The sequence below is a fragment of the Sulfurimonas gotlandica GD1 genome (genome assembly GCF_000242915.1).
Classification (GTDB): Bacteria; Campylobacterota; Campylobacteria; order Campylobacterales; family Sulfurimonadaceae; genus Sulfurimonas; species Sulfurimonas gotlandica.
Genome location: NZ_AFRZ01000001.1, coordinates 93,870 through 117,952, shown reverse-complemented (window position 1 = coordinate 117,952; position 24,083 = coordinate 93,870). Strand labels below are relative to the sequence as shown.

The following is a 24,083-nucleotide window of genomic DNA, read 5'->3' as shown; positions in this document are numbered from 1 at the left end:
CAACTCCTTACGCGTATTCTATGCGGCATAATCCGCCTTTAGTCTCAGGAATCTGAGTGATAATGTCATAACCGTAGTTTGTAACAGTATTAGCACTCTCTCCTACAGCGTAAGGTTTAGTTCCTTTTGGATACTTATGAGATAAATCTTCACCTTGGAAATGACCGGCAAAGTGAAAAGGCATAAAAATTCTGTCTTCAGATACTGAATAAGAATATTTTGCTTTAACTTTAATTTTAGTACCTTCAGGTGAATGAATCCACATCATAGAACCATCTCTGATTCCATACTTACCTGCTAAATTAGGGTTAATACTACAGAACATCTCAGGAGTAAGCGCTGCTAAATATTTAGAAGCTCTATTTTCCATACCTGCACCATTCATATTTACAAGTCTTCCTGTTACAAGGTTGATAGGGAAATCTTTCGACCAATCTTGTTCATTCTGTTTAGAAATATATTTAGTATCAACTCTATAATGGTCTTTTTTATCCTCATAAGAAGGATATTTTTCTACCAAGTCTTGTCTTGGAGAGTGTAAAGGCTCTCTGTGCATTGGAATCTGGTCAGGGAATGTCCAAACTTTAGCTCTCGCTTTAGCATTTCCATAAGGAGCTATACCGCGTTGCATACATTTCTCAGCAATAATATTAGAAGTATCAACTTTCCAGTTTTTACCGATTCTGCTCTTCTCATCAGCACTTAGCGTAATGCCAAGAACTTTTTCAATATTTTCTGCAGTAATCTCTGGGTAACCGTCTTTATTAGCAGAATCTTTAGGTGCAGAACCTTTGCCTGATAATAAATCATGCCCTTCATGCTCTAGCCCAAATCTGTTTCTAAATCCCATACCGCCCTCAGCAACACTTCTGTTGATGTTGTATAGTAACGGACTTCCACCGTGTGTCTCTGTCCATACTGGCCAAGGTAAACCATAATATTCACCTTTCATCTCACCGTATCCACGTCCAGAGATTTGATCAAACATATGCCAATTCTCAGTATGCTTTTTGATTCTTTTTGCAGTCCAACCAGTTAAACCAATAGTTTTAATGATTCTTGCAATTTCATCAGTAGCATCTTCAGGCCATGTAAAATCTTTTTTATTCTCTTTAATTTTCATTCCGGCAGTATACTCATCGTAAAAACCGAGTCTTTTTGCCAGTTCGAACATAATGTCGTGGTCAGTTTTTGACTCATACATCGGTTCAACTACTTTTGATCTCCACTGAACTGATCTATTAGTTGCAGTTACAGATCCAGAAGTCTCAAACTGAGTAGCAGCCGGTAAAATAAATACATCATCTTGCTTATCAGTTAAAATTGCTGCTTCATTAACAAAAGGATCACAAAGAACAATCATATCTAGGTTGTCCAGACCTTCTTTTACCTTAGCTTGTTGAGCAATTGAAGTAATACCATTACCCATTACAAAAAGATTTTTTAGATTAGTACCTGCGTTATGAATCTTATCATTACCGTCTTTACCATCTAGTACACCAGCCCACCAACGAGAAAGTGTAAATCCTTTTTTGCCCATCCATTCTTCATTCTTAAATCTTTTTTTAGCTAACCATTCATAGTCAACACCCCAAGATTTTGCGAAGTATTTCCATGAACCACTACTTAATCCATAGTAACCAGGCAGTGTATGTGATAAACAACACATGTCTGTAGCACCTTGAACATTATCGTGACCTCTAAGAATATTAGTTCCACCACCTTCAACACCCATGTTTCCAAGAGCCAGTTGTAAGATAGGAGCAAGTCTAGTATTAGAACTACCCACTGAGTGCTGAGTTAAACCCATAGCCCAGATTAAAGTACCAGGATTAGATCTAGCATATAGTGTTGTAATTTGAATAAGTTGATCAGCACTTACACCTGTTACATCCTCAACTTTTTTAGGATGCCACTTTTTAGCTTCTTCCATAATATCTTCCATACCGTAAACTCTGTCTTTGATGAATTTCTCATCATGCCAGTTGTTTTTGAAGATTAGATGCAGCATTCCATACATAAATGGTATATCTGTACCCGGTCTTATTCGACAGTAATGGTCAGCTTTTGCAGCTGTTTTAGTAAAAACTGGATCGACAACAATTATTTTTGCATTGTTTTGTTCCTTAGCTTTTAGAAAATGTTGAAATCCAACTGGGTGATTAACCGCAGGATTCGCTCCAAAAATTATAATTGCTTTAGCATTTTGGATATCTCCAAGTGAATTGGTCATAGCGCCATAACCCCATGTATTCGCCACACCGGCGACTGTTGCACTATGTCAAATTCTAGCTTGGTGATCTATATTGTTCGTTCCATACATTGCGGCAAATTTTCTAAAATAATATGCCTGTTCAGTGCTCATTTTTGCTGATCCTAAAAACATTGCTGAGTCAGGTCCTGCTGTTTCATGAGAAGCTTTTAGTTTAGTCGCGATTCTGTCTAGTGCATCGTCCCAACTTAATCTTTTCCATTTTCCGCCTTCTTTTACCATTGGATGCTTAAGTCTAACTTCAGACCTAACCATATCAATCATATCAGCACCTTTACAACAGTGTCCACCTAATGAAATAGGGTGGTCTTGTGCAACTTCTTGTCTTACCCAAACGCCGTTTTGTACTTCTGCGATAATACCGCATCCAACCGAACATGCAGTACAGATAGTTTTAACATTTACTGAGCCAGGAAAAGGATTTTTAACTTCCTCTTGTGTAGCAGCTCTTGTTACACCATCATTAGCAAATGCACTAGTTACACTAGCAGCCGTAGCGACAGCAGCCATTTTCATAAATGACCTTCTACCGATTTGAGCTTTGAGTGTTTCATATGTGTCAACTAACATACTCTCTCCTTATTTACTATAAAGCTTGTTTGTAAAAATCTTCCCAAGCTTGACTTTTTTTGTAAAGAATCTCTTTCTTAGTAGATGTCCCTACAACAACTCCGTTTGAATCAGCTTCTATAGCATCATCTTTATTAGCAGCTAACGCCGTGGCACTGACAGCAGCAGCTCCAACAACTAATGCACTTCTTTTGAAGAAGTTTCTTCTACTCTCTTGCATCGTTGTCTCCTTTTGTTTGTGATTAGCCCCATAAAATCATGAGACTTAAGTAAACCAAACTCTTTGGCTTACTTAAGTTTCACATAGAGGATGACTAAATGTCATCCTCTACATCATAGGCTATGTCAATAGAACAAGCATCTTGTGCTTCCTTTGGTCCTTTTTGTCTCAGTAGTCTGTTTCTCTCTCTTCTTTCAATTTCTGCTTCAGAGAGTTCTTCGCCTTTTGGTTTAGATTGAACTTTACTTTGTTCATATACTGGAGTCTGTACTTCTAAGTAGAGTCTTTCGAACTCGATAAATGACTTAAGTAAGACAACTACATTTTTAAAGATATCTGCGCTTTCATGTTCATAAAGTTCTTTTGAGAACTTGTCTACAAAATCATTTAAGATTTGCTCAAAAATACAATGTGCTGTATTTTTATATTGCTCTTCTCCATTTGCGATCAGTTCACACAGCTCGCTCATTACAGAAAAGATAAAACCTATATGGTCTTCATAGTCAGAGTAAGATTTCTCATCTCTTCTGATTTTTGTCTTAGCTAGAAAGTTTTGCATCTCGATTCTTTTCTTTCCACTCTCTATATCTTCATCATAGTATGAAGCTGTAGTTCTGAGAGTTTGAGTCTCAGGTGAGTGAAAGATGGCATCAAACTCTTTCATAAAAGTGATGTTAGAATCAGACTTAACAAGGGCTCTTATCTTCTCAAAAGCCTCGGCAGAGCTTTTGTCTAATGGATTTTCTTTCAAAATATCTATAAACTCAATCAGCTCAAAGTATCTTTTAGTGTCCGTTGTAAAAACAAAACATCTTGAAAACATTGCATAGTATAAAGCTCTCGCTTTGTTCATTTTTTCTTCATTCATTACATATCTCCTGGTGATTTGTATAGATTTTTATTTTCCATATAACTTGTCATCATAACCTTAGGCTTACAATCTTCACAGCAGTAAAGAGTTCTCTCTTTTACTGGATCGTGAGCAAAGATAGGAGACATAATGGAAGAGATTTTCTCTATTGCTTTTGTAGTTGCAAACTCTTTTCCGCACTCCACACATGCAAACAGAGTGTCTGTTGCTAAGACTTGTTCTTTAAACCAAGTAGGATTTAGTTTGATTACATCTTCTTCTATAGTTAAACAATCTTTCTCCGGACATACAACTTCACAAAAGCCACATGCTGTACAGATGCTTGGATTTATTCTTAGAGAGTTGTCATCTATGTTTGCCACAAGAGCATCTACGTTACAAGCACCTACACAAGCTAGACAAAGAGTACAGTTAGCTTCATTGACGTTTACTTTTGCATAGTGAATGTGCTCGCCTGTTTTAACTTCACCTAAGTCTTCTTCACCTACAATATTTTTAAGTCTATTTGCGAAAACTTCTCTTTTTCTTGAGTTTAGTTCGTTGATAGTGTGTCTTGAGTCTTCTATGAAGTTAACTTTGTTTAGAGCATCTACTAGTTCACTCTCATCCATCGCGACTATAATTGCATCTAGGTTATGTCTCTTTTGATAGATGTCATTTAAGATTCTGATGGCATCTTTAGTTCCTTTTGAAAGGAAGTCAGAGTAGAAGATTACTTGTGAGCCTGACTCTTGTGCGATAGTTAGCAGTGTTGCTTCGTGAAGGAACTTCTCACCTTCAATAGCAAAAGGTAAAACATTTTCTTTTAACTCTACATTTAAACCTTTAACATTCATCTTTTGAGGGATGACTAAAGGAATATGCCCACTGAATATTCTTGAGATATCGTAGATGCTCTCTCTATTTAGCGGAGCGTAGTCTAGTGCTCCTGATGGACACACAGAGATACAGCCGCCACAGCCGTGACAGTCTATTTGTGAAAATAGTAGATGCTTGATATCATCATCTCTCTCAATAGCAACAGTAGGACAAACAACTGCACATTTTCCACAAGTCTTTTCATTTCTTCCATGATATTGACAAATGTTTTGATCATACACAACAAACTTTTTGTACTCATAATTACTTATATTGTTTCGTAGAGTTGCAAGGACATCATCTAGTGAACTCTCTAAGGGGTCAAAAGCACCACTTTGTGTAGTAGCTATCTCTTCTTGGTCGTACCATACGATTTGAGAAACATGAAGAGTTGCATCTTTAAAAGTGTCATTTACAATTACTGTTAGATTACCAATATGTCCAGAGATAGATTTAACTACTTCAGGTGTTACATGTAAAAGATTGAACTCATCAGGGATCATAGATTTTAAAAACTCTTCTTTTTGTTCTTGAGTAGATACAAGTAAAACTTCTTGTGAAACTTTTTGAGTGTATTTAATATCTTGTGCCATATCAAATCTAATGGCATTTATTTCATATAATTTTTCTACATTTTTGATTTTTTTAGCGATAGGGTCTTGTGAGTTACTTATATAGAAGTCAATCTCATCTGCGATTATTTCACCATGTACATTTTTAGAATTTGATACTATGAAATTATTGTTTGAAGCAGTTGATAATTCAGAGGTAACAAGTATATTTTCTGGGAGTGGAAAATCAAGTCCTCTATCGCTAAAGTAGACAAATTCTTGCATCTTAAATCCTTTTGGTAAAAAATATATTACCAAGTTTAACTTCATAAAACTTATATTGTCCTTAAATAGTCAAAAGTATTTTACCTAGTGTGATTATTTGTAAGACAATTTATCTTTGAATGTATATTTATGATATAATCAACATAAAAAGGGTTCTTGTGATTAGATATATAGTAGTTGTACTAATTGCTTTTGTTCTGATTTTCCTAAATATTGAAAATGATGAGCTTGATGGAAAATCCTTAAAACTCGGTCTTTCAATACCTAGAAGTGGAATTATGCATGCTCTGGGTGATTCTGTTTACAGTGGAGCCGATTCTTATTTTTTATATGCTAATCAAAATAAATTACTAGGCGATGTGAAAATTGAACTCATTGTTTATGATGATAAATATGAGCCTGATATGACTGTTGAGAATATTAAAAAGCTTATTGATAAAAATATTTTTGCTTTTTTTGGTTTTGTAGGTACTCCAACAGTAAAAAAAATATTACCTAATCTCAGAGCTGGAGAAATACCTTTAGTAGCTCCATTTACAGGAGCTTCTTTTTTAAGAAACAATGACGGTGTGGATATTGTCAATTTTAGGAGTTCTTATAAAGAAGAGATTGACTACACAGTTGAGTATTTACGAACTAAAAGAGATCTTTCGAAATTTGCTGTTTTTTATCAAAATGATGATTATGGAGAAGAGGGCTTTGTCTCACTTCTTCACTCACTAAACGAGAGAGGATTGAAGCTTTGCGGAGAAGGAACATATAAAAGGAACACTCTCTCCATTAGACATGCCTTTCATGAGATAAAGTCTTCAAAACCAGAAGCAGTTTTTATGATTGGAGCGTATAAAGCAAATGCTCTGTTTATTAAAACAGCAAAGAAAGATCCTATTTTTAAAGATACACTTTTTTGTAATATCTCTTTTGGAGATGCAGATGAGATGATAAGAGAGTTAGATTACAATACTGAAAATTTATTTTTCTCCCAAGTTGTTCCAAGTTATGATGATAGTTCTAAACCTGTTATCTTAGAGTATAAAAAGCTTATGAAGAAGTACTTTCCGGATGAGCCTTTAGGTTTTGTTTCTTTAGAAGCATTTTTAGCAGCCAAATCAGTTGTTGTGGCATTGAAGAATATCGGCGGTGCCATTACAAGAGAAAAGTTCCTCCAAGAGATAAAAAAGCTTCCTAAGAATATTTTAGATGGTGTTGATATAGATTATAAAAATGATCAACTGCACAACAAAGTCTATCTGTTTAAATACAAAAACTCTAAGTTTATAGAAGTCTATAATGAAAATTAAAAATATACTCTCTTATATAAACAAGATACCTTTTACATATAAGACATTTTTCTTACTTTTCATAATTATAGGCGGGATGATACTCATAATAGGCTTGTCCCAAGTATCTATATATACAGTAAAGCATGATTTTGATATTTTGTTTGAAAAGAGAACCAAACCTATCATTAAACTCGAAGCTATTAAAGATGCGTATGTAGTTAATATTCATGACACGCTATATGATGTTTATCATAAAAATATTACGCTTGAGCAGTCATATGATGTTCTTGATTTAGGTGAACAGCTTATTGAGAAAAACTGGAGTAGATATTTAGAAATAACTTTTTCAGAGGAGTATAAAACATCCTGGGTGACCAAGATAATCAAAGAGTTCTTTATTATAGGAAGTCAGGATAAGAACAAGATCTTGCAAAATAGTATTATCTCAAATATAAATGATAAAAATGTAAAGATAAAAGAGTTGGTCGATGAGATAATTTTAGAGCTTTCAAATGAAAACTATGAGAGAGTATCACTTCTTATAGACAATGTAAACTTTGAGATAAATACAATCTCTATCTATATAACAAACTTGACTAATTACGACTTGAATATGGCTATAAGTGAGAGAAGAGATACGCAAAAGGTCTTCAATACTCTCTCTATGATTTTAAATATTTCCATAGTATGGGTATTTTTGTTTTCAATCATACTCTCAATAGTAATCATTTTACATTTTAAAAGACTTCACTTTGGTCTAGAAGATGCTGTAAATGAAAAGACAAAAGAGCTTCAAGCTCTTAATGAGTCTTTAGAAAAAAGAATCCAAGATGAAGTAGGAAACTCACGAAAAAAAGATCTGATAATGTTTCAACAAGCCAGACTTGCCAGCTTAGGTGAGATGATTTCAAATATAGCTCATCAATGGAGACAGCCGCTAGGCTCTATTATGATGATAGTTCAAGGTTTTCAAACTAAGATGGAGTTAGGAAAACTTACTCCTGAGGTTCTTGAAGAGAAGGTAAACGATGCAATTATACTCGGAGAGAGTATGTCAAATACTCTTGAAGATTTTCAGAATTTTTTCAAGCCAAATAGAGATAAAGAAAGATTCTCTTTAAAAGATTGTATTGAACACTCATTTGAATTGTCAAAATATCTTTTAGATGAAGAGAATATAGAGTTTCATCTAAAGATTAAGCAAGATATTGAAGTATATGGTTTTTACAATGAACTCTCACATGTCTTCTTAAATATAATCTCAAATTCAAAAGATGCTCTGAGGTCAAAAGACCAGAAGAGACTCATGGAAGTAATAGTAAAAAAATCAAAAAATAAGATAAGAATAAACATGGTGGACAATGGCGGGGGGATAGATGAAGAAATCTTACCTCATATATTTGAACCATACTATACTACAAAGTATAAAAGTGCAGGAACAGGTATAGGTTTATATATGTCTCAACAAATTATTGAAAAACATATGCAAGGGACTATTGATTGTAAGAATATTTATTATAAAATAGAAAATCAAGATTTTGAAAATTGTACTCTTTTTACAATTACAATTCCGGTTAACGAAGGCAAAGAACAATGACAACTAGAAATTTAAATATACTCAACGAATTTAACATACTATACTTAGAAGATGATGACTCACTACTTAAGCAGACAAGGGACATGCTGGAAGACTTTGTAAAAAATGTTTTTGCAGTAAAAACTTCAGAAGCAGCATTGCAGGTACTTAAAAAAGAGAAAATAGATATTATTATTTCAGATATTTTACTGGAAAATGAAAATGGAATAGATTTTCTTAGAGATCTCAAAGTTAATAAAAATATTAACATACCAACAGTTCTGACAACAGCACATACAGATACAAAATACCTGTTAGATGCTATAAAGCTAAAGATAGAAAATTATATAGTTAAACCGATAAACCTAAAAGAGCTACTAAATACTCTTCACGATATAGTCTTACCGCTTATACAAGAAAAAGAGATACATAAAAACTCAAATATCATTAAAACAATCTCGGCAATTACAGACTCCAAACAAGTAGAAGTTGTAAAGTGCATACTGGATCATTTAAATGAAAGAAATGAACTGGTAGCTTCATATAGTGATATTATGCAAAAGGTTTCCATCTCAAAACCAACTCTAATCAAACTATTTAAAGAGCTTTCAGAAAAGAAGATTTTAGTAAAGATTGCACATAAGACTTATAGATTTGATGAAAAAGCACTAGAGCTGGTTTAGGTAAAACATATTTGACTATAAAACACTCATGTGATATAATATAAAAAATCAGGAGGTATAAATGTTTGTAAAATTAAACGATAGAGTTTACTTGAATTTCAGTAAAATCACAAGAACAAAAATTGACCATGTGGAAGATGGCATAAGAGTAAGATTTTATGAAGGCAAAGACCAAGTTGCCAAGTCACAAAGATTTGAAAATGTCGAAGATGCTGATAAATGGCTGGAAAAGCTGTTTAAGCAGTTAAACCAGTAAATCAAAAAAAGAGAGAGATAAAGACTTTTTTCTTTCTCGCTCCATCTCTCCTGAGATGGAACGCATACAGCAGTAAATATATAAAATAACATAAGAGATTATATTACACCTTGGGAGAGGTGTAACTAGCTGAACACATCGTTGAATTAAACGAGCAGTGAATATTTCAGACCACCTCGTTGAAGTTACAGAGGTGGTATTGTGTGCGTCATATAGGTAGTAACTAAACCTTCCTAATTCTACAAACCGTATCGTTCCAAGCTTGCATTCCAGCCATTGGGGCATGGTGAATTAAAGTATAATTAATTGTTATCTTTTTACAAAATATCTAACAGAAGGTGTACTTGTGTCTATATGTAAAACTTTAAACCCGTGATTTCTAACATCTATGGGAATGTTGTTGATGCTTTGAGGGCAGTCACTGATGATTTCTAATATATCATCGTCATTAAGACTTCTTAATGCTTCTAGTGTTTTTATGGCAGGATATGGACATGGTTCACCATGCATATCCAAACGGTGAGTTGGTGTAGGAGCTTTAGTATTATTTTGCATTGTCTGTTTTTCCTTTTAATTTCTTAAGATAATTCTTTTCTAGTTTTAACACTACTAAAAATAGTAAGGCAAGTAGAACATAGTTCATAAGCAGTCCACCATAATTACCAAATGACTCTAGTAGATTTATCTTTGGCCAAGATGTTGCAAGTGGCCCAGAGATATCATCCCATACAAAAGCAAGTAGAGTTGAACCGATAACATTACCAACTCCTACTATCCAAAAGTGAATTTGACCCTCTACTGCTCTATACATCCAACCACACTCACAAGCACCAGCTACAACGATACCAAAACCAAACAATGCTCCACCGATGATAGCATTTGGTCCAGCCCACATGATTTTTGGTGGAACTCCTATCATGATGTAGCTATAAATACCGATGCTTGAAACTAACATCCCAAGAACAATAGCTCTAGCCATTTGGCTTCTACCAGTTGTAAAAATATCTCTAAATGCTGATGTGAAACAGATTTGAGCTTTGGCAATTATAAGACCAAAAGCACCACCAAAAAGCATAGCCATACCAAGTTTTTGATGTCCGCTAATGATAAGATAGATTGCCCAAACAATCATGCCTATAAATACAAAAGTTCCAATAGTAAAAAATCGTTTAACCTTGTTTGCATCTACATCAGTATCAATTTTTGTGGGTGTACTACAAGATAGTTTTTCCAGTTTTACTTTCGAGCGAAAAAATGGAAGTTGAGTTACTTTTACTCCTAAATAAACACCGGCAATCATAGCAAAAGTGAAGAACCAAGCGTGAAGCGTAAACTGAGGTATACCTGTAAACAAACTTGCTAAGTTACAACCCATCCCCAGTCTAGCACCAAATCCTGCGATGATTCCACCAATAAGTGCTTGATAAATTCTTATCTTACTTGCTGGCATTCTCCATTTTACGTTGTTACCCCAAAAGGCTGCTGCAATAACTCCTCCAAACATACCAATAATCATAACTCCATCAATACGAGTAAAAATATTACCATTCATATTCATGATTTTGAAATAGCCCCAATCGCTAATATCAACACCAGCGAATTCTAAGGCATGTCCGCCCCATCTTGTAAATTCGCCCGTAACTGCCCAATATGTCCCTGTAATACCGAAATAGTAAACAGATAAAACCCCAAGTGCAATAACTGCGGGAACCGGTAACCAAAAAGAAACTAGATGCTTCTTTAACTCTTCAAGAAAATTCATTTTTTCTCCAATTAAGTAAATTTTTTGTAAAAAATAAAAGGTGACAGAAATGAATTTTAAGAAAGAAAGAAAATCAAAATGTCTATTTGTACCACAAATCTAAAGAAAATTGTATTGAAAGAATTCTTTATTTTTTATTAAAAGGTAAAAAATATTTTACTCTATTAATATTCCTTTAACTTTAGAACTAGTAGAATACAACAAGCATTAACCTATGGATTGGGTGTACATAAATGTAATAAAATCTTTTACTGCACTTTTATACACCTCCTTCATAACAAATACTCTAAAGGTCAAAAAAATGAATAACGAATCTAAACTTACTAAGTTCGTTCAAGCAGCTGGTTGAGCAGCAAAGATGGGTCCGGGAGATCTAAAACAAACTATTTGCTCACTTGTTCCAGATGATGAAAACGTACTTGTAGGATTTGAAAATAGCGAAGACGCTTGTGTTTTTAAAATAAATGAAAATGAAGCCTTAGTCCAAACTGTTGATTTTATTACACCGGTTGTTGATGATCCGTATATATATGGAAAAATCGCGGCTGCAAACTCTTTGTCGGATATCTTTGCCATGGGAGCGGAAGTTAAAACTGCTCTAAACATTGTAGGCTTTGATAAGACAAATCATAACTACGAGGTTCTTAGCGAGATTCTAAGAGGCGGAAATGAGAAGATAAAAGAGTGCGGTGGTGTTTTAATGGGCGGTCATACTATTGAATCACTTGAAATGTACTATGGTCTTAGTGTTACAGGGATGATTCATCCAAACAAGATACTAAGAAACAACACTCCTAAAATAGGACATGTTTTAGTATTGACGAAGCCAATTGGCATGGGGATTTTAACAACAGCTATAAAAAGAGACTTGTTAAAAGAGTCAACAACACTCGAAGCTGTAAAAGTCATGGAAGCCTTGAACCATCTGCCATCAAGACTTCTCAAAGAGTATGATGTAAGTGCATGTACAGACATAACAGGTTTTGGCCTTTTAGGACACGCCTTCGAATCTACTAATGATAATGTATCTCTTAGTATAGATGCTTCTGCTGTTCCTGTTATGGCAGATGCATTTGATCTTGCTGCTAAAGATGTAGTTCCTGGTGGAAGTAAGAGAAATATGAAGTACTTAGAAGATAAAGTTAGCTTTATTGGTGAGAGCCAAAAGTACAGACTAATGTTTTGTGATGCTCAAACATCTGGTGGTCTTTTAATATCTATGAATGAAGAAGATGCTGCGGAGTATGTAAAAAGAGTTGAAGATTTGACTTTTGGATATGCAAGTATAATTGGTTCTATTATCCCAAGGGGTGACAGACCTATAATTGTGTACTAAGAGTTTGGTGAGAAGGCGAAGGAATCGAACCCCCCGAGGCGTTTACACAAAAACCTCCAATCAGGTTTGAAACCTGTGGTGCCCACCAGGGTCACATGCCCCCCAAATCTTGTACAACTGAAGTTTACAATATAAAATATAAAAACAATCTAAAAAGGGTAAAAATGTTTTTACTAAAATCAATTCCTAAGGTTGACAAGTTTATTGAAAATGAAAAATTTGATGGCTTATGTACTCCACTTATAGTAAGTTTTACCCAAGAAGTTCTTCAAAATCTAAGAGAAAATATTTTAAATAACTCTGTTGATTCATTCAGTGAAGATGAGTTGGTAAAAAGAGTTTTACAAAAATATGAAGAGCTGATAAACCCATCACTTAAAAAGCTAATAAATGCTACTGGCGTAATAGTTCATACAAACTTAGGTCGAAGTCTTATAGATGAAAAAACATTTGATAAAGTAAAAACAATAGCCACGAGTTACAATAACTTAGAATATGACACAGCAAAAGGTAAAAGAGGCGAGAGATACTCTCACATCTCTAAAGTAATATGCAAACTTCTCGGTTGTGAAGATGTACTTATAGTAAACAACAATGCAAGTGCAGTCTTTCTCATTCTAAATACATTTGCAAAGAAAAAAGAAGTTATTGTCAGTCGTGGTGAACTAGTGGAGATTGGCGGAAGTTTTAGAGTTCCAGATGTTATGCGAGACAGCGGTGCAAAACTCATAGAAGTTGGAGCTACGAACAAAACACACTTAAGAGACTACGAAAACGCTATAAACAACAAAACATCGATGCTTATGAAAGTCCATAAGTCTAACTACTCCATAGAGGGTTTTAGCTCTGAGGTAGAGTTCAAAGAACTTATAAAGTTAGCCAAAGAGAATGATGTTATAGACTACTACGACATGGGAAGCGGGCATCTGATTGATTTGCCGTATGGACTAGACCAGTATGAGCCTTCAGTTCTAAAGTATATGCAGGAAAATCCTTCACTTCTTAGCTTCTCAGGCGACAAGCTTCTTGGAAGTGTTCAAGCTGGAATCATAGTAGGGAAAAAAGAGTACATAGCAAAACTAAAAAAGAATCAGCTCCTTCGTATGTTAAGAGTAGATAAGATTACTTTAGCCATTTTAGAAGAAAATATAAAGTCCATTTTACTCGGGCAAATAGATGATATTCCTACTCTTAAGATGCTATTTTCAAGTACTGATGAGCTAAGAGAAAATGCTTTAACACTTCAAGATGCCATTGCAGATATAGCAGAATGTGAGATTATAGATACTAAAACGGTTATAGGCGGAGGAACAACTCCAAACAGAACTATTCCTACTGTTGCACTTTCTGTTAAAATTAAAAACTATAAACAAAACAAGATGGAAAAGTTATTTAGACAAAGGGACATCATCGGTCGAATAGAAGATGATAAGTTTTTACTTGATTTTAGAACCATACAAAAAGATGATATAGCACAAATTATAGATGCCGCAAAAGAGATATCAGATGTCTAACTTTATCATAGGAACTTGTGGGCATATTGACCACGGTAAAACGGCTCTTATCAAAGCACTTAACGGTTTTGAGGGTGATACTACAAAAGAAGAACAAGAGCGTGGAATTACTATAGATCTTAGTTTTTCAAACATTGCACAAGGTGAGCAGAATATAGCTTTTATAGATGTTCCAGGACATGAAAAGCTTGTAAAGAATATGATAGCCGGAGCTTTCTCTTTTGACTGTGTGCTTATAGTCGTGAGTGCGTTAGAGGGTATAAAACCACAGACCGTAGAGCATCTGGAAATTTTGAATCTGCTTGGTGTTAAAAATGCTGTTTTAGTAGTGAGTAAAAAAGATTTAGTTGAAGATTCAGAGCTAGAAAAGAAACTACTAGAGATAGAAGAGTTTATATCAAGATATGATTTTGATTTGAAATTTAGTATGGGAGTTTCCATATATGATGAGGTTTCAGTAGAGGCTCTTAAAGAGAGACTTTTTACTCTTGACGCAAGTACAAAAGTAGAAGAAAATTTCTTTAGATACTACGTTGACAGAGTCTTTAGTGCAAAGGGTGCAGGAACTATTGTAACGGGAACCGTACTTGGAAAGCCAATAGAAGTGAATGAGAAAGTATTTATCTGTGACATACAAAAAGAGTCCAAGATAAAGAACTTACAGGTTCATAGTGTAGATGCACAAACGGCAAATATCTCAAATAGAACAGCCATAAACCTGAGCGGGGTAGATGCTAAGGACATAAAAAGAGGTTTTGTTATAAGCAAAAAAGGATATCTTAGAGGTTTTAACTCCATAGATATCTCATTTAAAGCACTTAAAGATAAGTTTTTACATCATAATAGACAATACTCTATTTACATAGGATCAAGAAAGATAGATGCAAAGGTTTTACTTTTTAATTCAGAAGACTCTTTAGAAGAGGGTTTTGCATCTATAAAAAGTGAAGAAGATATCTTTAGCATCTATAACGAGAAACTAATCATCAGAGATGGAAACTTTACAGTGGCGGGCGGGGTAGTTTTAAACCCCGTAAGTGATCCTATGAAAAAGTCTCAAAAGTTGCATCTGCTTGAAGCACTGCAAAAACAAGACATACCAAAAGCTTACTCCATTTTACTTTATGCACATAAAAAAGGCTTAGGGCTAATTTCATCTGCACAAAGGTTTGCACTCTCACACGAAGAAGCGCTCCATAGTGCTAAAGAGTTACATGAGTCTTTCGTGGATGAGAAAGAGCTTATCATCTATCCATTAGCTACAAAAGATACTATCTATGCCAATATTAAAAATATCTACACTAAAAATCAATACGCACTTCTATCAAATGCATCTATAAAACTAAGACTAAAGTGGGCAAGTTCAGGTTTTATAGAGCTTGTTTTAAATGAGCTTGTAGATGAAGAATTTTTAGTAAAAGACGGAAATCTATTTAAAAATGCCAATGTAAAAGAGGACTTTAAAACTTCACTCGAACAAGTGATGTTAAAGCGTTTAGAAGAGGAGGGCATATCTCCAACTGCTCCTTATAATATCTACGATGATTTAGATTTAGACAGAAAGATGGGTGATGAGATACTAAAGTCACTCTGCTCTAAAAAACAGGTCTTTAGACTTCAGCACAATCTTTTTGTGCACACAAACTCTTTAAGCAAACTTGTAAATGACATGAAAGATATCATAAAAAAAGATGGCTACATAGACATAGCAAACTTTAAAGAGTTATATCCACTTAGTAGAAAATATCTGATTACTTATTTAGACTATCTTGATAATTTTTCTGAGATAAAGAAAGATGGGAATAAGAGAGTTTTTAATACTTTAAATTAATTTGCATTTACTTTTATTTGTATAAAAACCTTATAATGTTGTTATGAAACTCAAAACCCTTTTTTTCTTTTTTCTCTTGTCCATTTTCTTCCTTGGAACTCAAGGTAGTGCTACTGAGTCACCGGATAAGTTTGTAGTTACCTCTGAAGTCTCTATAGAGGTTTCAGAACAGGTTGAAGAGACTGAAGATAATCGAAATTCCTTACAGCCTATTTTACTGTTATCGTATGTCACTCTTGATTCATACGTAATTGTCTATGACCAATCTTTTTTTCTACGTGATAATTTTATAGATATTGACAAACCTCCAATTTTAAAAATATAAAGTTAATGCAAAAAAATTTCAAGAACAATAAAAAGGAAATAACATGTTAAAGTTTTCTAAACTACTAGCAATCTTCTCTATTCTAGCAATCATATATAGTGTTTATGGTATGAATCTAGAACAAGAAAATGTTGTGTTTTATATAGGTACTCTTATCGCATCAATAACTGTGTTTGTAGTATCTATTGGTATATTAACTATTAGTGTCATAAGCAAAAAAGAATCTCAAATAAATAACTTAGATAAGTAAAATACTGATATAAAGTTATAAGAAGTATCTAGTTTTAAAAGTTAAAAATTATACCCCAGTGAATGGGGAATAAGTAAGAGTGATTAAAGCGGGTCGCTAATAGGTACCGATTTTTTCTCATGAAAGTTAAAGTGTTTTTCTAAATCTGCTTGAAACATAAGAACAGGGACAACGATTAGAGATGCTACTACAGCTGCTATGGTTCCAAAAATTAGAGCAACACCGAGACCGCCAAATACTGCATCTCCGGCTAGAAGCGTAGATGCAAGGATGATTGCCGCAGCAGTCAGGAAGATAGGCTTAGCACGAGTTGCTGTTGCGTAAGCGATAGCTTCAGCCTTGTGCATTCCCTTCTCATCCATAAGCGACTTAGTAAAGTCTATTAGAAGCAGAGAGTTACGAGAACTGATTCCTATAAGTGCAATAAACCCGATGAGTGAAGTTGCAGTCAGGAAGAATGTATCTGTAGTAAATATATCCATTATCCAGTGACCTACAATTACCCCAATGATAGAGAGAAAAGATCCTAAAAGAATAATTCCGCTTATTGTATAACTCTTGTAGTAGATAACCATTAGTAAGAAGATTAGAACAAGAGCCGCGATAAATGCAGCACCAAGTTCAACAAAAGTATCTAGTGTTACTTCCATCTCTCCATCCCAGATTATTTTATACACATTTTGATTTGTTTTATCAGTAAGTTTCAAGTTAAACATACCAATTTTTTCTATATCATACTTGTCTGTAAACGTATCAAGAATCATATTTCTTGCATCCATAAGAGGGTAGACTTGAGAAAGCATATCTGTCTCAGCCATAACATTTGTCATCTGGTGAAGATTTTTACTCATGATTAGTGGATTTGACTTTTTAGGGTTGATTGTTACTAACTCAGTAATAGGTATCATCATTCCCATCTGATTCATAAGCTTTAAAGATGCAAGTTTTGTCTTTACAGAGTTGATATCTTTAGATGTAAATCTTTTTGACTCTTGAGAAAGAGAGAGGTAGATAGGAATCTGGTCATTGTAAACATCCGAGTTTTTAACAGCTATCTGCATACCTTCAAACGCTAGATATAGTATGTCGTTTAACTGCTTGATGCTTACACCTGAACGAGATACTTTTGTACTGTTTATCTGTACTTCAAAAGTGTCATAAATCTCATCTTGCATGATATCTATGTCAACTAAGCCCTCTGTCTTTTTAAACACATCAGAAACTCTAGCAGAAAGCTCTCTAATACCTTTAGCATCACTTCCATATACTTCAGCAACAATAGCCGCTAAAACTGGAGGTCCAGCAGGAGGTTCAACAAAAGATACAACTGTATCTGGATAGAGAGATTCACAACTCTTTATGATTACAGGTCTCATACGTTGGACCATCATATATGAAGGTTCACTTCTGTCATGTTTCTTTGTAAGATTTAAAACTATCTCAGCAACATTCTCAGAGTTTTTAAAGTGTGAACCTTTTATAAGTCCTGCAAAATCAAGTGGAGCACCCATACCTAGAAAAACTTCAATGTCTAAAACTTCGCCTTCTTTTTGGATATATCCTACGATACAGTCTGTTACATGTTTAGTCTGCTCTACTGAACTTCCATTTGCAAGTGTCGCATAGATATTAAAAGTATCGTTATTTTTCCCAGGCAGCATTTTTGCTAAAACCATTTTACTAGGAGCTATCATTAGAACTGAAAGTATAAATGCTATCAGAGTTGCGATTAAAATTATTCTTCTTTGCGTTGCACTCTGGATGCCAACTAAAACAGCATCTTCAAACTTCTTAAACATTAGTGACCTCCTTTTTTAGAAAAATCCGGTCTTTTAAGCATTCTAACTGCTAAGTAGGGTGTAAATATATAAGCAACAAAGAGTGAAGCTATTAGAGCTACAGGAACATTAGCCGGAATTGGTTTCATAAACTGTCCCATCATCTGACCAACAAACGCCATTGGAACCATAGTCATAATAATGGCTAAAGTTGCGATATTTGTCGGCGGTCCGATCTCATCAGTTGCTCGTACCATCAAGTCATCTGGAGAACAGTGAGCTGAGGCAACATCATGATAGTGTCTGTGAATATTTTCAATAACAATAATCGCAGCATCTACTAAAAGACCAAGTGAAAGTAAAAAGGCGAATAGTGTGATTCTATTGATTGTCTGGTCTGTTAGGTATGCTACGAAAAGAGTAATAGCTAAAATCGCAGGAACTGTAAAAGTAACAATAAGAGACTCTCTCCAACCAAGAACAAGAGCAAGTAAGATAGCGATAATCACAATAGATAATATAAGGTGAAATACAAGCTCGTTAACGGCTTCATCTGCTCTTTCCCCATCATTTCTAGTGATTACATAGCTAATGCCGTTTTCGTGCAGATAACCTTTATGTGATTCGAGCTCACTCTTTACAGCATCTGCGATAACAACTGCATTTGTACCTTGAAGTTTTGATACTGTCAGAGTAACCTGATCTTGAAGAGGTTTAAACTTGCCTGCGTCATCTCTAACACTAATTTGAACTGACTTAAAGTTTTGGATGTCGTAAGACTTCTCTACGTCTGCTACTTGGTTTAGGTAGATTGGAGAACCCATATATTGTGCAACAATGATGTTACCGATATCTTTTGAACTCTCAATAGCATTCTTAACACCAACCATGATTATCTTGTTGTCTTTAGTTCTGTTTTTTACAGCAGGAACACTATATGAAAGTGACTGTACAGCTTGAACAATCTGTCCCATAGAAAGGTTGTAGCCTGAGAGTTTATGCAAATCCACTTCTATGTTAAACTGAGTCTTGTTTCCACCTTTTACTTCTGTTACGGCTACATTATTCAGACCGTTTATCTGATGTTGGATTTTTTTTACTCTGTCATAAAGATCAGTCTTACTCATACTCTTGTCATTTGCGTAGAATGCAATTGATACAACAGGAATATCAACATCAATATCCAAAGGTTTTATGATAGGGTTCATAGCACCTTTTGGAAACATATCTGAGTTTTGCATAATCTTGTCATAAACTTTAAGGTTTGATCCCTCTTTCTCTTCACCGATAAAAAATGCTGCATTAACGATACCGACATTATCCATGGCAGTTCCATAGATATGCTCAACACCCTTTACTTCTTTTAGTTTTCTCTCTAGTGGTTTAACGATTACTTTTTGTATCTCAGCAGCACTGGCTCCAGGAAGAGCAACTATAACGGTTGATCCACTAACAACCATCTGCGGATTCTCTTCACGAGGCATAATCATAAGAGCCAGATATCCGATTGCCAGTAAAAAGACACCAAGAACAATCGTAAGAGGATTCCTTAAAAATCCTTTGGCTAATTTACCAGCTGAATCAGTTGGTTCATAAGGTTTTATATCAGTCATATTCAGGCCTTAGTTTATTTCTACAGTTGCATACATACCAGGATATACTGATTTGTTGTTACTTGTAAAAGAAACTTTGATTTTAAAAGTGTGCGTCATCGGGTTTGAACTAGGGATAATCGCAGTTATTTTACCAATGCTTTTTATTTTAAGTGATGGAATATTTACAATAACTTGTGTACCATGTTTAATACTACTTAAGTTACTCTCAGCAATTTCAGCAGAGATTTTTAAATCACTCAGGTCAGAAAGTATGATTGCCGGCATACCAGGCATCGCCATCTCACCGACTTTGATATTTTTAGCAACTACAACACCTGCATTTGGTGCTTTGATATTTAGGTATCTGTATTGGTTGATAACTTCTTGAAGTCTTGCCTGTGCAATTGATATCATATCTTGAAGATTAAGAGCGGCAAGTTCGAGATTTTCTACCTCATATTTTGAAACCATATCTTTTTCTAGAAGTCTTTTGTATCTGTCTAGGTTTAGCTTTACGTTTGAATACTGGTTTTGATACATTTGAAGACTAAGCTCAGATTGTCTTTTTGCAGAGTCTATCTCTCTTGAGTCAATAGTATAAAGAATCTGATCTCTAACAACTTTCTCTCCCTCACTTACATTTACCTCTGTAACAAAACCCATAAAACGGCTTGTAATCATCTTCTGGTTATCTGAAATAACACTTCCTGATAGAACAAGTGTCTCAGCTATAAGCGAAGCTCCAAGTGCAATTATTATTAAAAGTTTTTTCATTATTTATTTTCTCCGTTTGCTAATTTTTCTAAGGCAAATATACGCTCATTTCTTTTGTTTTGCGCCATTTGCAGTTCTAGTATTTTTTGAATCTGCTCTGATTGTTTGATAATAACATCACTCATAGAAGTTAGTTTTTCTCTATATCTACCTTCGTAGTTAGCATAAATCTCATCTGCAAGAGCAAGTTCTTTTTCTAAAGAAGCTATCTCAGCATCATAAGTCTCTATCTCAGTTCTTATCTTAGCAACTTTAAGAGCTATACCTTTTTTTGCCAGTTCTACTTGTGTTTTTGTTTTTATGTGCTGGATACGAGATTTCTCAACATTAGCTTCGTCAATCCCACCATTAAATATATTCCAAGTAAGTCTTGCACCAACTGTATAAGCTTTATGGTCGTCTGCACTCCCTAAAAATGTATCATCAGCAGTAGCAGCTTCTGCAAAAGCGCCTACCATCGGGTAATAAGAAGATTTAGATACATCAACCATGCTTTTACGAACTTCAAGACCAGTTGAGGCTCTTTGTATATCAAGGTTGTTGTTTAAAACATCTTCGTTTGTAAATACTGGCATAGAGACACTAGCCGAAGTAGTAGAGATATTTTCTACTTTTTGGTTTAATAAGAAGCTGATATAGTGATATAAAAGTTTCTGATTAGATTCCATCTGAAGAATCAATCTTTGTACATTTCCTTTTTTAGCTTGAACTTCTAATAAGTCCACTTTTTTTGCATATCCAACTTCGATCATTTGTTCAGTCATATTTTCTAGCGTGTCAATATTTGTAAGAATAGTGTTTAAATTTTTAGTAGAGTTTCTAAGTAGAGCCATGTCGTAAAAGCTTTTTCTAACTTGATAGATTTTTTCATTTATAACTTGTTTTTTTTCTAGTTTTTTCATCTTAGTCATAGACTCCATAATATCAACATAACTTGATATCTGAAAACCTGTAAAAAGAGGAACCTCATATTTTAATTTGCTTTGAAAAAAGTTTCTAGCATCTGGATAGTTTAAGTTTTTTGGTTGTGTTGCTAAAAGTGTTGCTGAGTTTCCTGGAAGTCCGCCCATTTGAGCTAAGAACTCATCAAAACCAAAGTCATTAAAATTTGCTTCTCTCGAAGTAAGTTTAAATCCAAATACATTTCCTGCATCATTTGAGTTTGCGTAGTCTTGCACAAAGTCAAGCTTACCCCAATGATTGCCACTAGCGGTTTGAACTTCCGCCTTTGCTGAATCTACATCAAGTGATGCAGTTTTTATCTCTAAGTTTTCTGATTTTAAAATTTCTATAGCTTCATTTAGTGTTAAAGAATTAGAAACAGTAATATCAGAAGCATTTAGCAGTAGTGCTGTAAGAAGCATACCAACTATTTTTTTCATCCATTTTCCTTTATTGTCGTCGTTATATTAAAATTAAGTTTTTATTATAACATATATTCCTTTTTTATATATCACATTAAAATCAAATTAACAATCTATTTTGATATAATCACTATATGAAACATCTACTTGTTATATTACTTTTTTTTATGTTTTTAGAATCTGATACAACTAAGAATAAACTATCTTATGAAACATCTCCATATCTGCAACAACATGCAACAAACCCTATAAATTGGCTATCTTGGGGTGATGAAGCTTTTCTTAAAGCTAAAAAAGAGAACAAAGCTGTGTTCTTATCTATAGGATACTCAACTTGTCACTGGTGTCATGTTATGGCTAGAGAATCGTTTGAAAATAAGGCTATAGCAGAGGTCTTTAACAGGTATTTTATTTGTATAAAAGTTGATCGTGAAGAGATGCCACATCTTGACAGTTATTACCAACAGCTGCATCTAAAAGTGAAAAAAAGAAGTGGGGGTTGGCCTTTTAGCGCTTTTTTGACTTATGATAAAAAACCATTTTACATTGCCACTTATATTCCTACAACTTCACAATATTATCATGAGGGATTAGATACTCTTATACCTAAGATAAATAATAAATATAAAACAGATTATAAGAGTGTAGTACGAGAGGCAAAGGCTATGGAGTCTTTGATGAATAAACCTCTAAAGATAGTTAAAAACGATAGTGCTAAAATCTCTGTAGATACTCTAAGTAAGTCAATTTTAAAAAGTTTTGATAGCATATATGCAGGTTTTGGAAGAAACAAAAAATTTCCAGAAGCCTCTAAACTAACTCTAATGATGGATCTTGCTCTTCTAACTAAGAATGAAAAGCTACAGAAAAACTCTCTGGCTATGCTAGATGCTATGGCTATGCGTGGACTTTATGATCATGTCGATGGAGGCTTTTTTCGTTACAGTGTAGATGCTGCCTGGGAAATACCACACTTTGAGAAGATGCTTTACAATCAGGCTGAACTTATTCCTTTGTATGTAAGAGCATATCTTTTAACTAAAAAAAAGTTATACAAGGATGTTGTAAAAGAGAGTATTGAGATGTGTGACGCAAGGTTTGTGCAAGATAAGCTTTACTTTAGTGCTTCAGATGCTGACACACATCATGAAGAGGGCAAGTACTTTATCTTCACAACTGATGAAGTAGAACAGGCACTAAAAAACAATCCTAATGCTAGCGTTTTAAGAGAAAATTTTTCTTTTGATGAGTTTGGAAATTTCGAAGGTAAAGTGCATCTGAACTTTATGTCAAACGATAGAATAAAAGGTTTTAAGAACTTTAGAGCTGAGCTTCTAAAAATTCGTAAAAATAAAGAGTACCCATTTATAGACAAAAAGATAAACACTGCTTGGAATGCAATGATGATAGAGGCTCTTTACAAGGCTTCAGTTCTTGATGCGATGTACGCAAAAAAAGCAGATGAACATCTCGAAGCTCTTTTAGCTTATATGTTTGAGAGAGGAGAGTTGTATCATCAAAGTCTCATCGGTACAAAACCAACTCAGCTAGGTCTTTTAGAAGATTACAGCTTTTTGATATCGGCATTGCTAGCAGCTTATGAAGTCAAACTGGATGATGACAAACTCTCTCAAGCAGAGTACTTTTTAAATAAGGCAAAAAGTAAGTTTTACAGAGAGAGCATCTGGTATCTGAGTGACGATAAGTTGAGCATAAAAGCAGATATGCGTGACAAATACTACACATCATCCTTAGCTAAAATGACTCAAAATATCATCAAGCTTGCATCTTTGAGAGCTTCGTTTAAATATGAAAAACTAGCCTTAAAAACATTGGAATCTCAAAATGCTTTGATAGAAAAAGAGCAGTCAAATGTTCCTGCATCTGCCATAGCATTTTTGATGCTTCAAGAGGAAGTTGTAACATTAAAAAACACTAAAGAAACTCTGGAAAGAGATGTTTCAAAGATAAAAAACATTAAACATCCATATGTTCTTATGAAAAAAGAAGAGACAAGTTCTGAGTATTTGGCATGTACAATGAGAAGCTGTTTTGCGGTGGAAAAAGAGTTATCTAAGATTAAAATAAAGATAGAAGAAAAGATAAGAAATTAAAATAATAATGTTTTA

The 24,083-nt window shown here is 34.3% G+C and carries 20 protein-coding genes and 1 tRNA gene; 10 read left to right on the top strand and 11 right to left on the bottom strand.

What is annotated here, in order from left to right:
• Nucleotides 1–7 precede the first annotated feature (7 nt).
• The 4 genes from SMGD1_RS00600 to SMGD1_RS00580 form a co-directional block, all read right to left on the bottom strand.
• Nucleotides 8–2,842, bottom strand: coding sequence for a formate dehydrogenase subunit alpha (locus SMGD1_RS00600; protein WP_008340334.1), 2,835 nt, complete (start codon nucleotides 2,840–2,842; stop codon nucleotides 8–10).
• A 16-nt stretch (nucleotides 2,843–2,858) separates the two neighbouring features.
• Nucleotides 2,859–3,062 carry a twin-arginine translocation signal domain-containing protein gene (locus SMGD1_RS00590; RefSeq protein WP_008338606.1) on the bottom strand — a complete coding sequence of 68 codons (204 nt, stop codon included), beginning with the start codon at nucleotides 3,060–3,062 and terminating at the stop codon, nucleotides 2,859–2,861.
• Between the two features lie 94 nt (nucleotides 3,063–3,156).
• Nucleotides 3,157–3,930, bottom strand: coding sequence for a TorD/DmsD family molecular chaperone (locus SMGD1_RS00585; protein WP_008338213.1), 774 nt, complete (start codon nucleotides 3,928–3,930; stop codon nucleotides 3,157–3,159).
• The gene (locus SMGD1_RS00580) at nucleotides 3,930–5,627 is read right to left on the bottom strand and encodes a 4Fe-4S dicluster domain-containing protein (RefSeq protein ID WP_008338218.1); all 1,698 of its coding nucleotides are present in this window, start codon (nucleotides 5,625–5,627) and stop codon (nucleotides 3,930–3,932) included. Before SMGD1_RS00580 ends, SMGD1_RS00585 begins: the two co-directional genes overlap by 1 nt.
• Before the next feature lie 158 nt (nucleotides 5,628–5,785).
• Here SMGD1_RS00580 and SMGD1_RS00575 point away from each other — a divergent pair, with 158 nt between their 5' ends.
• The 4 genes from SMGD1_RS00575 (at nucleotide 5,786) to SMGD1_RS00560 (ending at nucleotide 9,425) form a co-directional block, all read left to right on the top strand.
• A complete protein-coding gene (locus tag SMGD1_RS00575) occupies nucleotides 5,786–6,928 on the top strand; it encodes an ABC transporter substrate-binding protein (protein ID WP_008338207.1) in 1,143 nt (380 codons plus the stop codon).
• A complete protein-coding gene (locus tag SMGD1_RS00570; protein ID WP_008338183.1) occupies nucleotides 6,918–8,507 on the top strand; it encodes a sensor histidine kinase in 1,590 nt (529 codons plus the stop codon). Before SMGD1_RS00575 ends, SMGD1_RS00570 begins: the two co-directional genes overlap by 11 nt.
• Entirely contained in the window at nucleotides 8,504–9,169 is a 666-nt protein-coding gene (locus SMGD1_RS00565) for a response regulator (protein WP_008338484.1), read from the top strand. The genes SMGD1_RS00570 and SMGD1_RS00565 overlap by 4 nt, the downstream gene beginning before the upstream one ends.
• A 61-nt stretch (nucleotides 9,170–9,230) precedes the next feature.
• On the top strand, nucleotides 9,231–9,425 hold the full coding sequence (locus SMGD1_RS00560) for a hypothetical protein (protein WP_008338651.1): 195 nt from the start codon (nucleotides 9,231–9,233) through the stop codon (nucleotides 9,423–9,425).
• A 309-nt stretch (nucleotides 9,426–9,734) separates the two neighbouring features.
• Here SMGD1_RS00560 and yedF read toward each other — a convergent pair whose 3' ends face one another.
• Together yedF and yedE are read right to left on the bottom strand one after the other, a co-directional pair.
• The gene (yedF, locus tag SMGD1_RS00555) at nucleotides 9,735–9,980 is read right to left on the bottom strand and encodes a sulfurtransferase-like selenium metabolism protein YedF (protein ID WP_008338333.1); all 246 of its coding nucleotides are present in this window, start codon (nucleotides 9,978–9,980) and stop codon (nucleotides 9,735–9,737) included.
• Nucleotides 9,970–11,187 (bottom strand): selenium metabolism membrane protein YedE/FdhT, encoded by a 1,218-nt coding sequence (gene yedE, locus SMGD1_RS00550; protein ID WP_008338210.1) that lies wholly within the window; start codon nucleotides 11,185–11,187, stop codon nucleotides 9,970–9,972. The genes yedF and yedE overlap by 11 nt, the downstream gene beginning before the upstream one ends.
• 301 nt (nucleotides 11,188–11,488) lie before the next feature.
• Here yedE and selD point away from each other — a divergent pair, with 301 nt between their 5' ends.
• Entirely contained in the window at nucleotides 11,489–12,523 is a 1,035-nt protein-coding gene (gene selD, locus SMGD1_RS00545; protein ID WP_198407972.1) for a selenide, water dikinase SelD, read from the top strand.
• 5 nt (nucleotides 12,524–12,528) lie between these two features.
• On the opposite strand, the gene SMGD1_RS14675 is transcribed toward selD, so the two are convergent.
• Nucleotides 12,529–12,627: transfer RNA gene (locus SMGD1_RS14675), tRNA-Sec, on the bottom strand.
• Between the two features lie 60 nt (nucleotides 12,628–12,687).
• Here SMGD1_RS14675 and selA point away from each other — a divergent pair.
• From selA to SMGD1_RS00525, 4 genes are read left to right on the top strand one after another with little or no spacing between them, the layout of a single operon-like run.
• Nucleotides 12,688–14,037, top strand: a complete 1,350-nt coding sequence (gene selA, locus SMGD1_RS00540; protein ID WP_008340326.1) for an L-seryl-tRNA(Sec) selenium transferase — start codon at nucleotides 12,688–12,690, stop codon at nucleotides 14,035–14,037.
• On the top strand, nucleotides 14,030–15,868 hold the full coding sequence (selB, locus tag SMGD1_RS00535; protein WP_008338587.1) for a selenocysteine-specific translation elongation factor: 1,839 nt from the start codon (nucleotides 14,030–14,032) through the stop codon (nucleotides 15,866–15,868). Before selA ends, selB begins: the two co-directional genes overlap by 8 nt.
• Nucleotides 15,869–15,911: 43 nt before the next feature.
• Nucleotides 15,912–16,193, top strand: coding sequence for a hypothetical protein (locus tag SMGD1_RS00530; protein WP_008338478.1), 282 nt, complete (start codon nucleotides 15,912–15,914; stop codon nucleotides 16,191–16,193).
• Between the two features lie 43 nt (nucleotides 16,194–16,236).
• Nucleotides 16,237–16,443 (top strand): hypothetical protein, encoded by a 207-nt coding sequence (locus tag SMGD1_RS00525; protein ID WP_008338328.1) that lies wholly within the window; start codon nucleotides 16,237–16,239, stop codon nucleotides 16,441–16,443.
• A gap of 83 nt (nucleotides 16,444–16,526) precedes the next feature.
• Here the strand turns inward: SMGD1_RS00525 and SMGD1_RS14960 are convergent, their stop codons facing one another.
• The 4 genes from SMGD1_RS14960 to SMGD1_RS00505 are packed head-to-tail and all read right to left on the bottom strand — an operon-like array spanning nucleotide 16,527 to nucleotide 21,972.
• Nucleotides 16,527–18,242, bottom strand: a complete 1,716-nt coding sequence (locus SMGD1_RS14960) for an efflux RND transporter permease subunit (protein WP_008338555.1) — start codon at nucleotides 18,240–18,242, stop codon at nucleotides 16,527–16,529.
• On the bottom strand, nucleotides 18,242–19,834 hold the full coding sequence (locus SMGD1_RS14955; RefSeq protein WP_008338603.1) for an efflux RND transporter permease subunit: 1,593 nt from the start codon (nucleotides 19,832–19,834) through the stop codon (nucleotides 18,242–18,244). Before SMGD1_RS14955 ends, SMGD1_RS14960 begins: the two co-directional genes overlap by 1 nt.
• Nucleotides 19,835–19,843: 9 nt before the next feature.
• On the bottom strand, nucleotides 19,844–20,590 hold the full coding sequence (locus tag SMGD1_RS00510; RefSeq protein WP_008338493.1) for an efflux RND transporter periplasmic adaptor subunit: 747 nt from the start codon (nucleotides 20,588–20,590) through the stop codon (nucleotides 19,844–19,846).
• Nucleotides 20,590–21,972, bottom strand: a complete 1,383-nt coding sequence (locus SMGD1_RS00505) for a TolC family protein (RefSeq protein ID WP_008338202.1) — start codon at nucleotides 21,970–21,972, stop codon at nucleotides 20,590–20,592. Before SMGD1_RS00505 ends, SMGD1_RS00510 begins: the two co-directional genes overlap by 1 nt.
• A gap of 116 nt (nucleotides 21,973–22,088) precedes the next feature.
• On the opposite strand from SMGD1_RS00505, the gene SMGD1_RS00500 reads away from it, so the two are divergent.
• The gene (locus tag SMGD1_RS00500) at nucleotides 22,089–24,068 is read left to right on the top strand and encodes a thioredoxin domain-containing protein (RefSeq protein ID WP_008338524.1); all 1,980 of its coding nucleotides are present in this window, start codon (nucleotides 22,089–22,091) and stop codon (nucleotides 24,066–24,068) included.
• The last annotated feature ends 15 nt before the right edge of the window (nucleotides 24,069–24,083 follow it).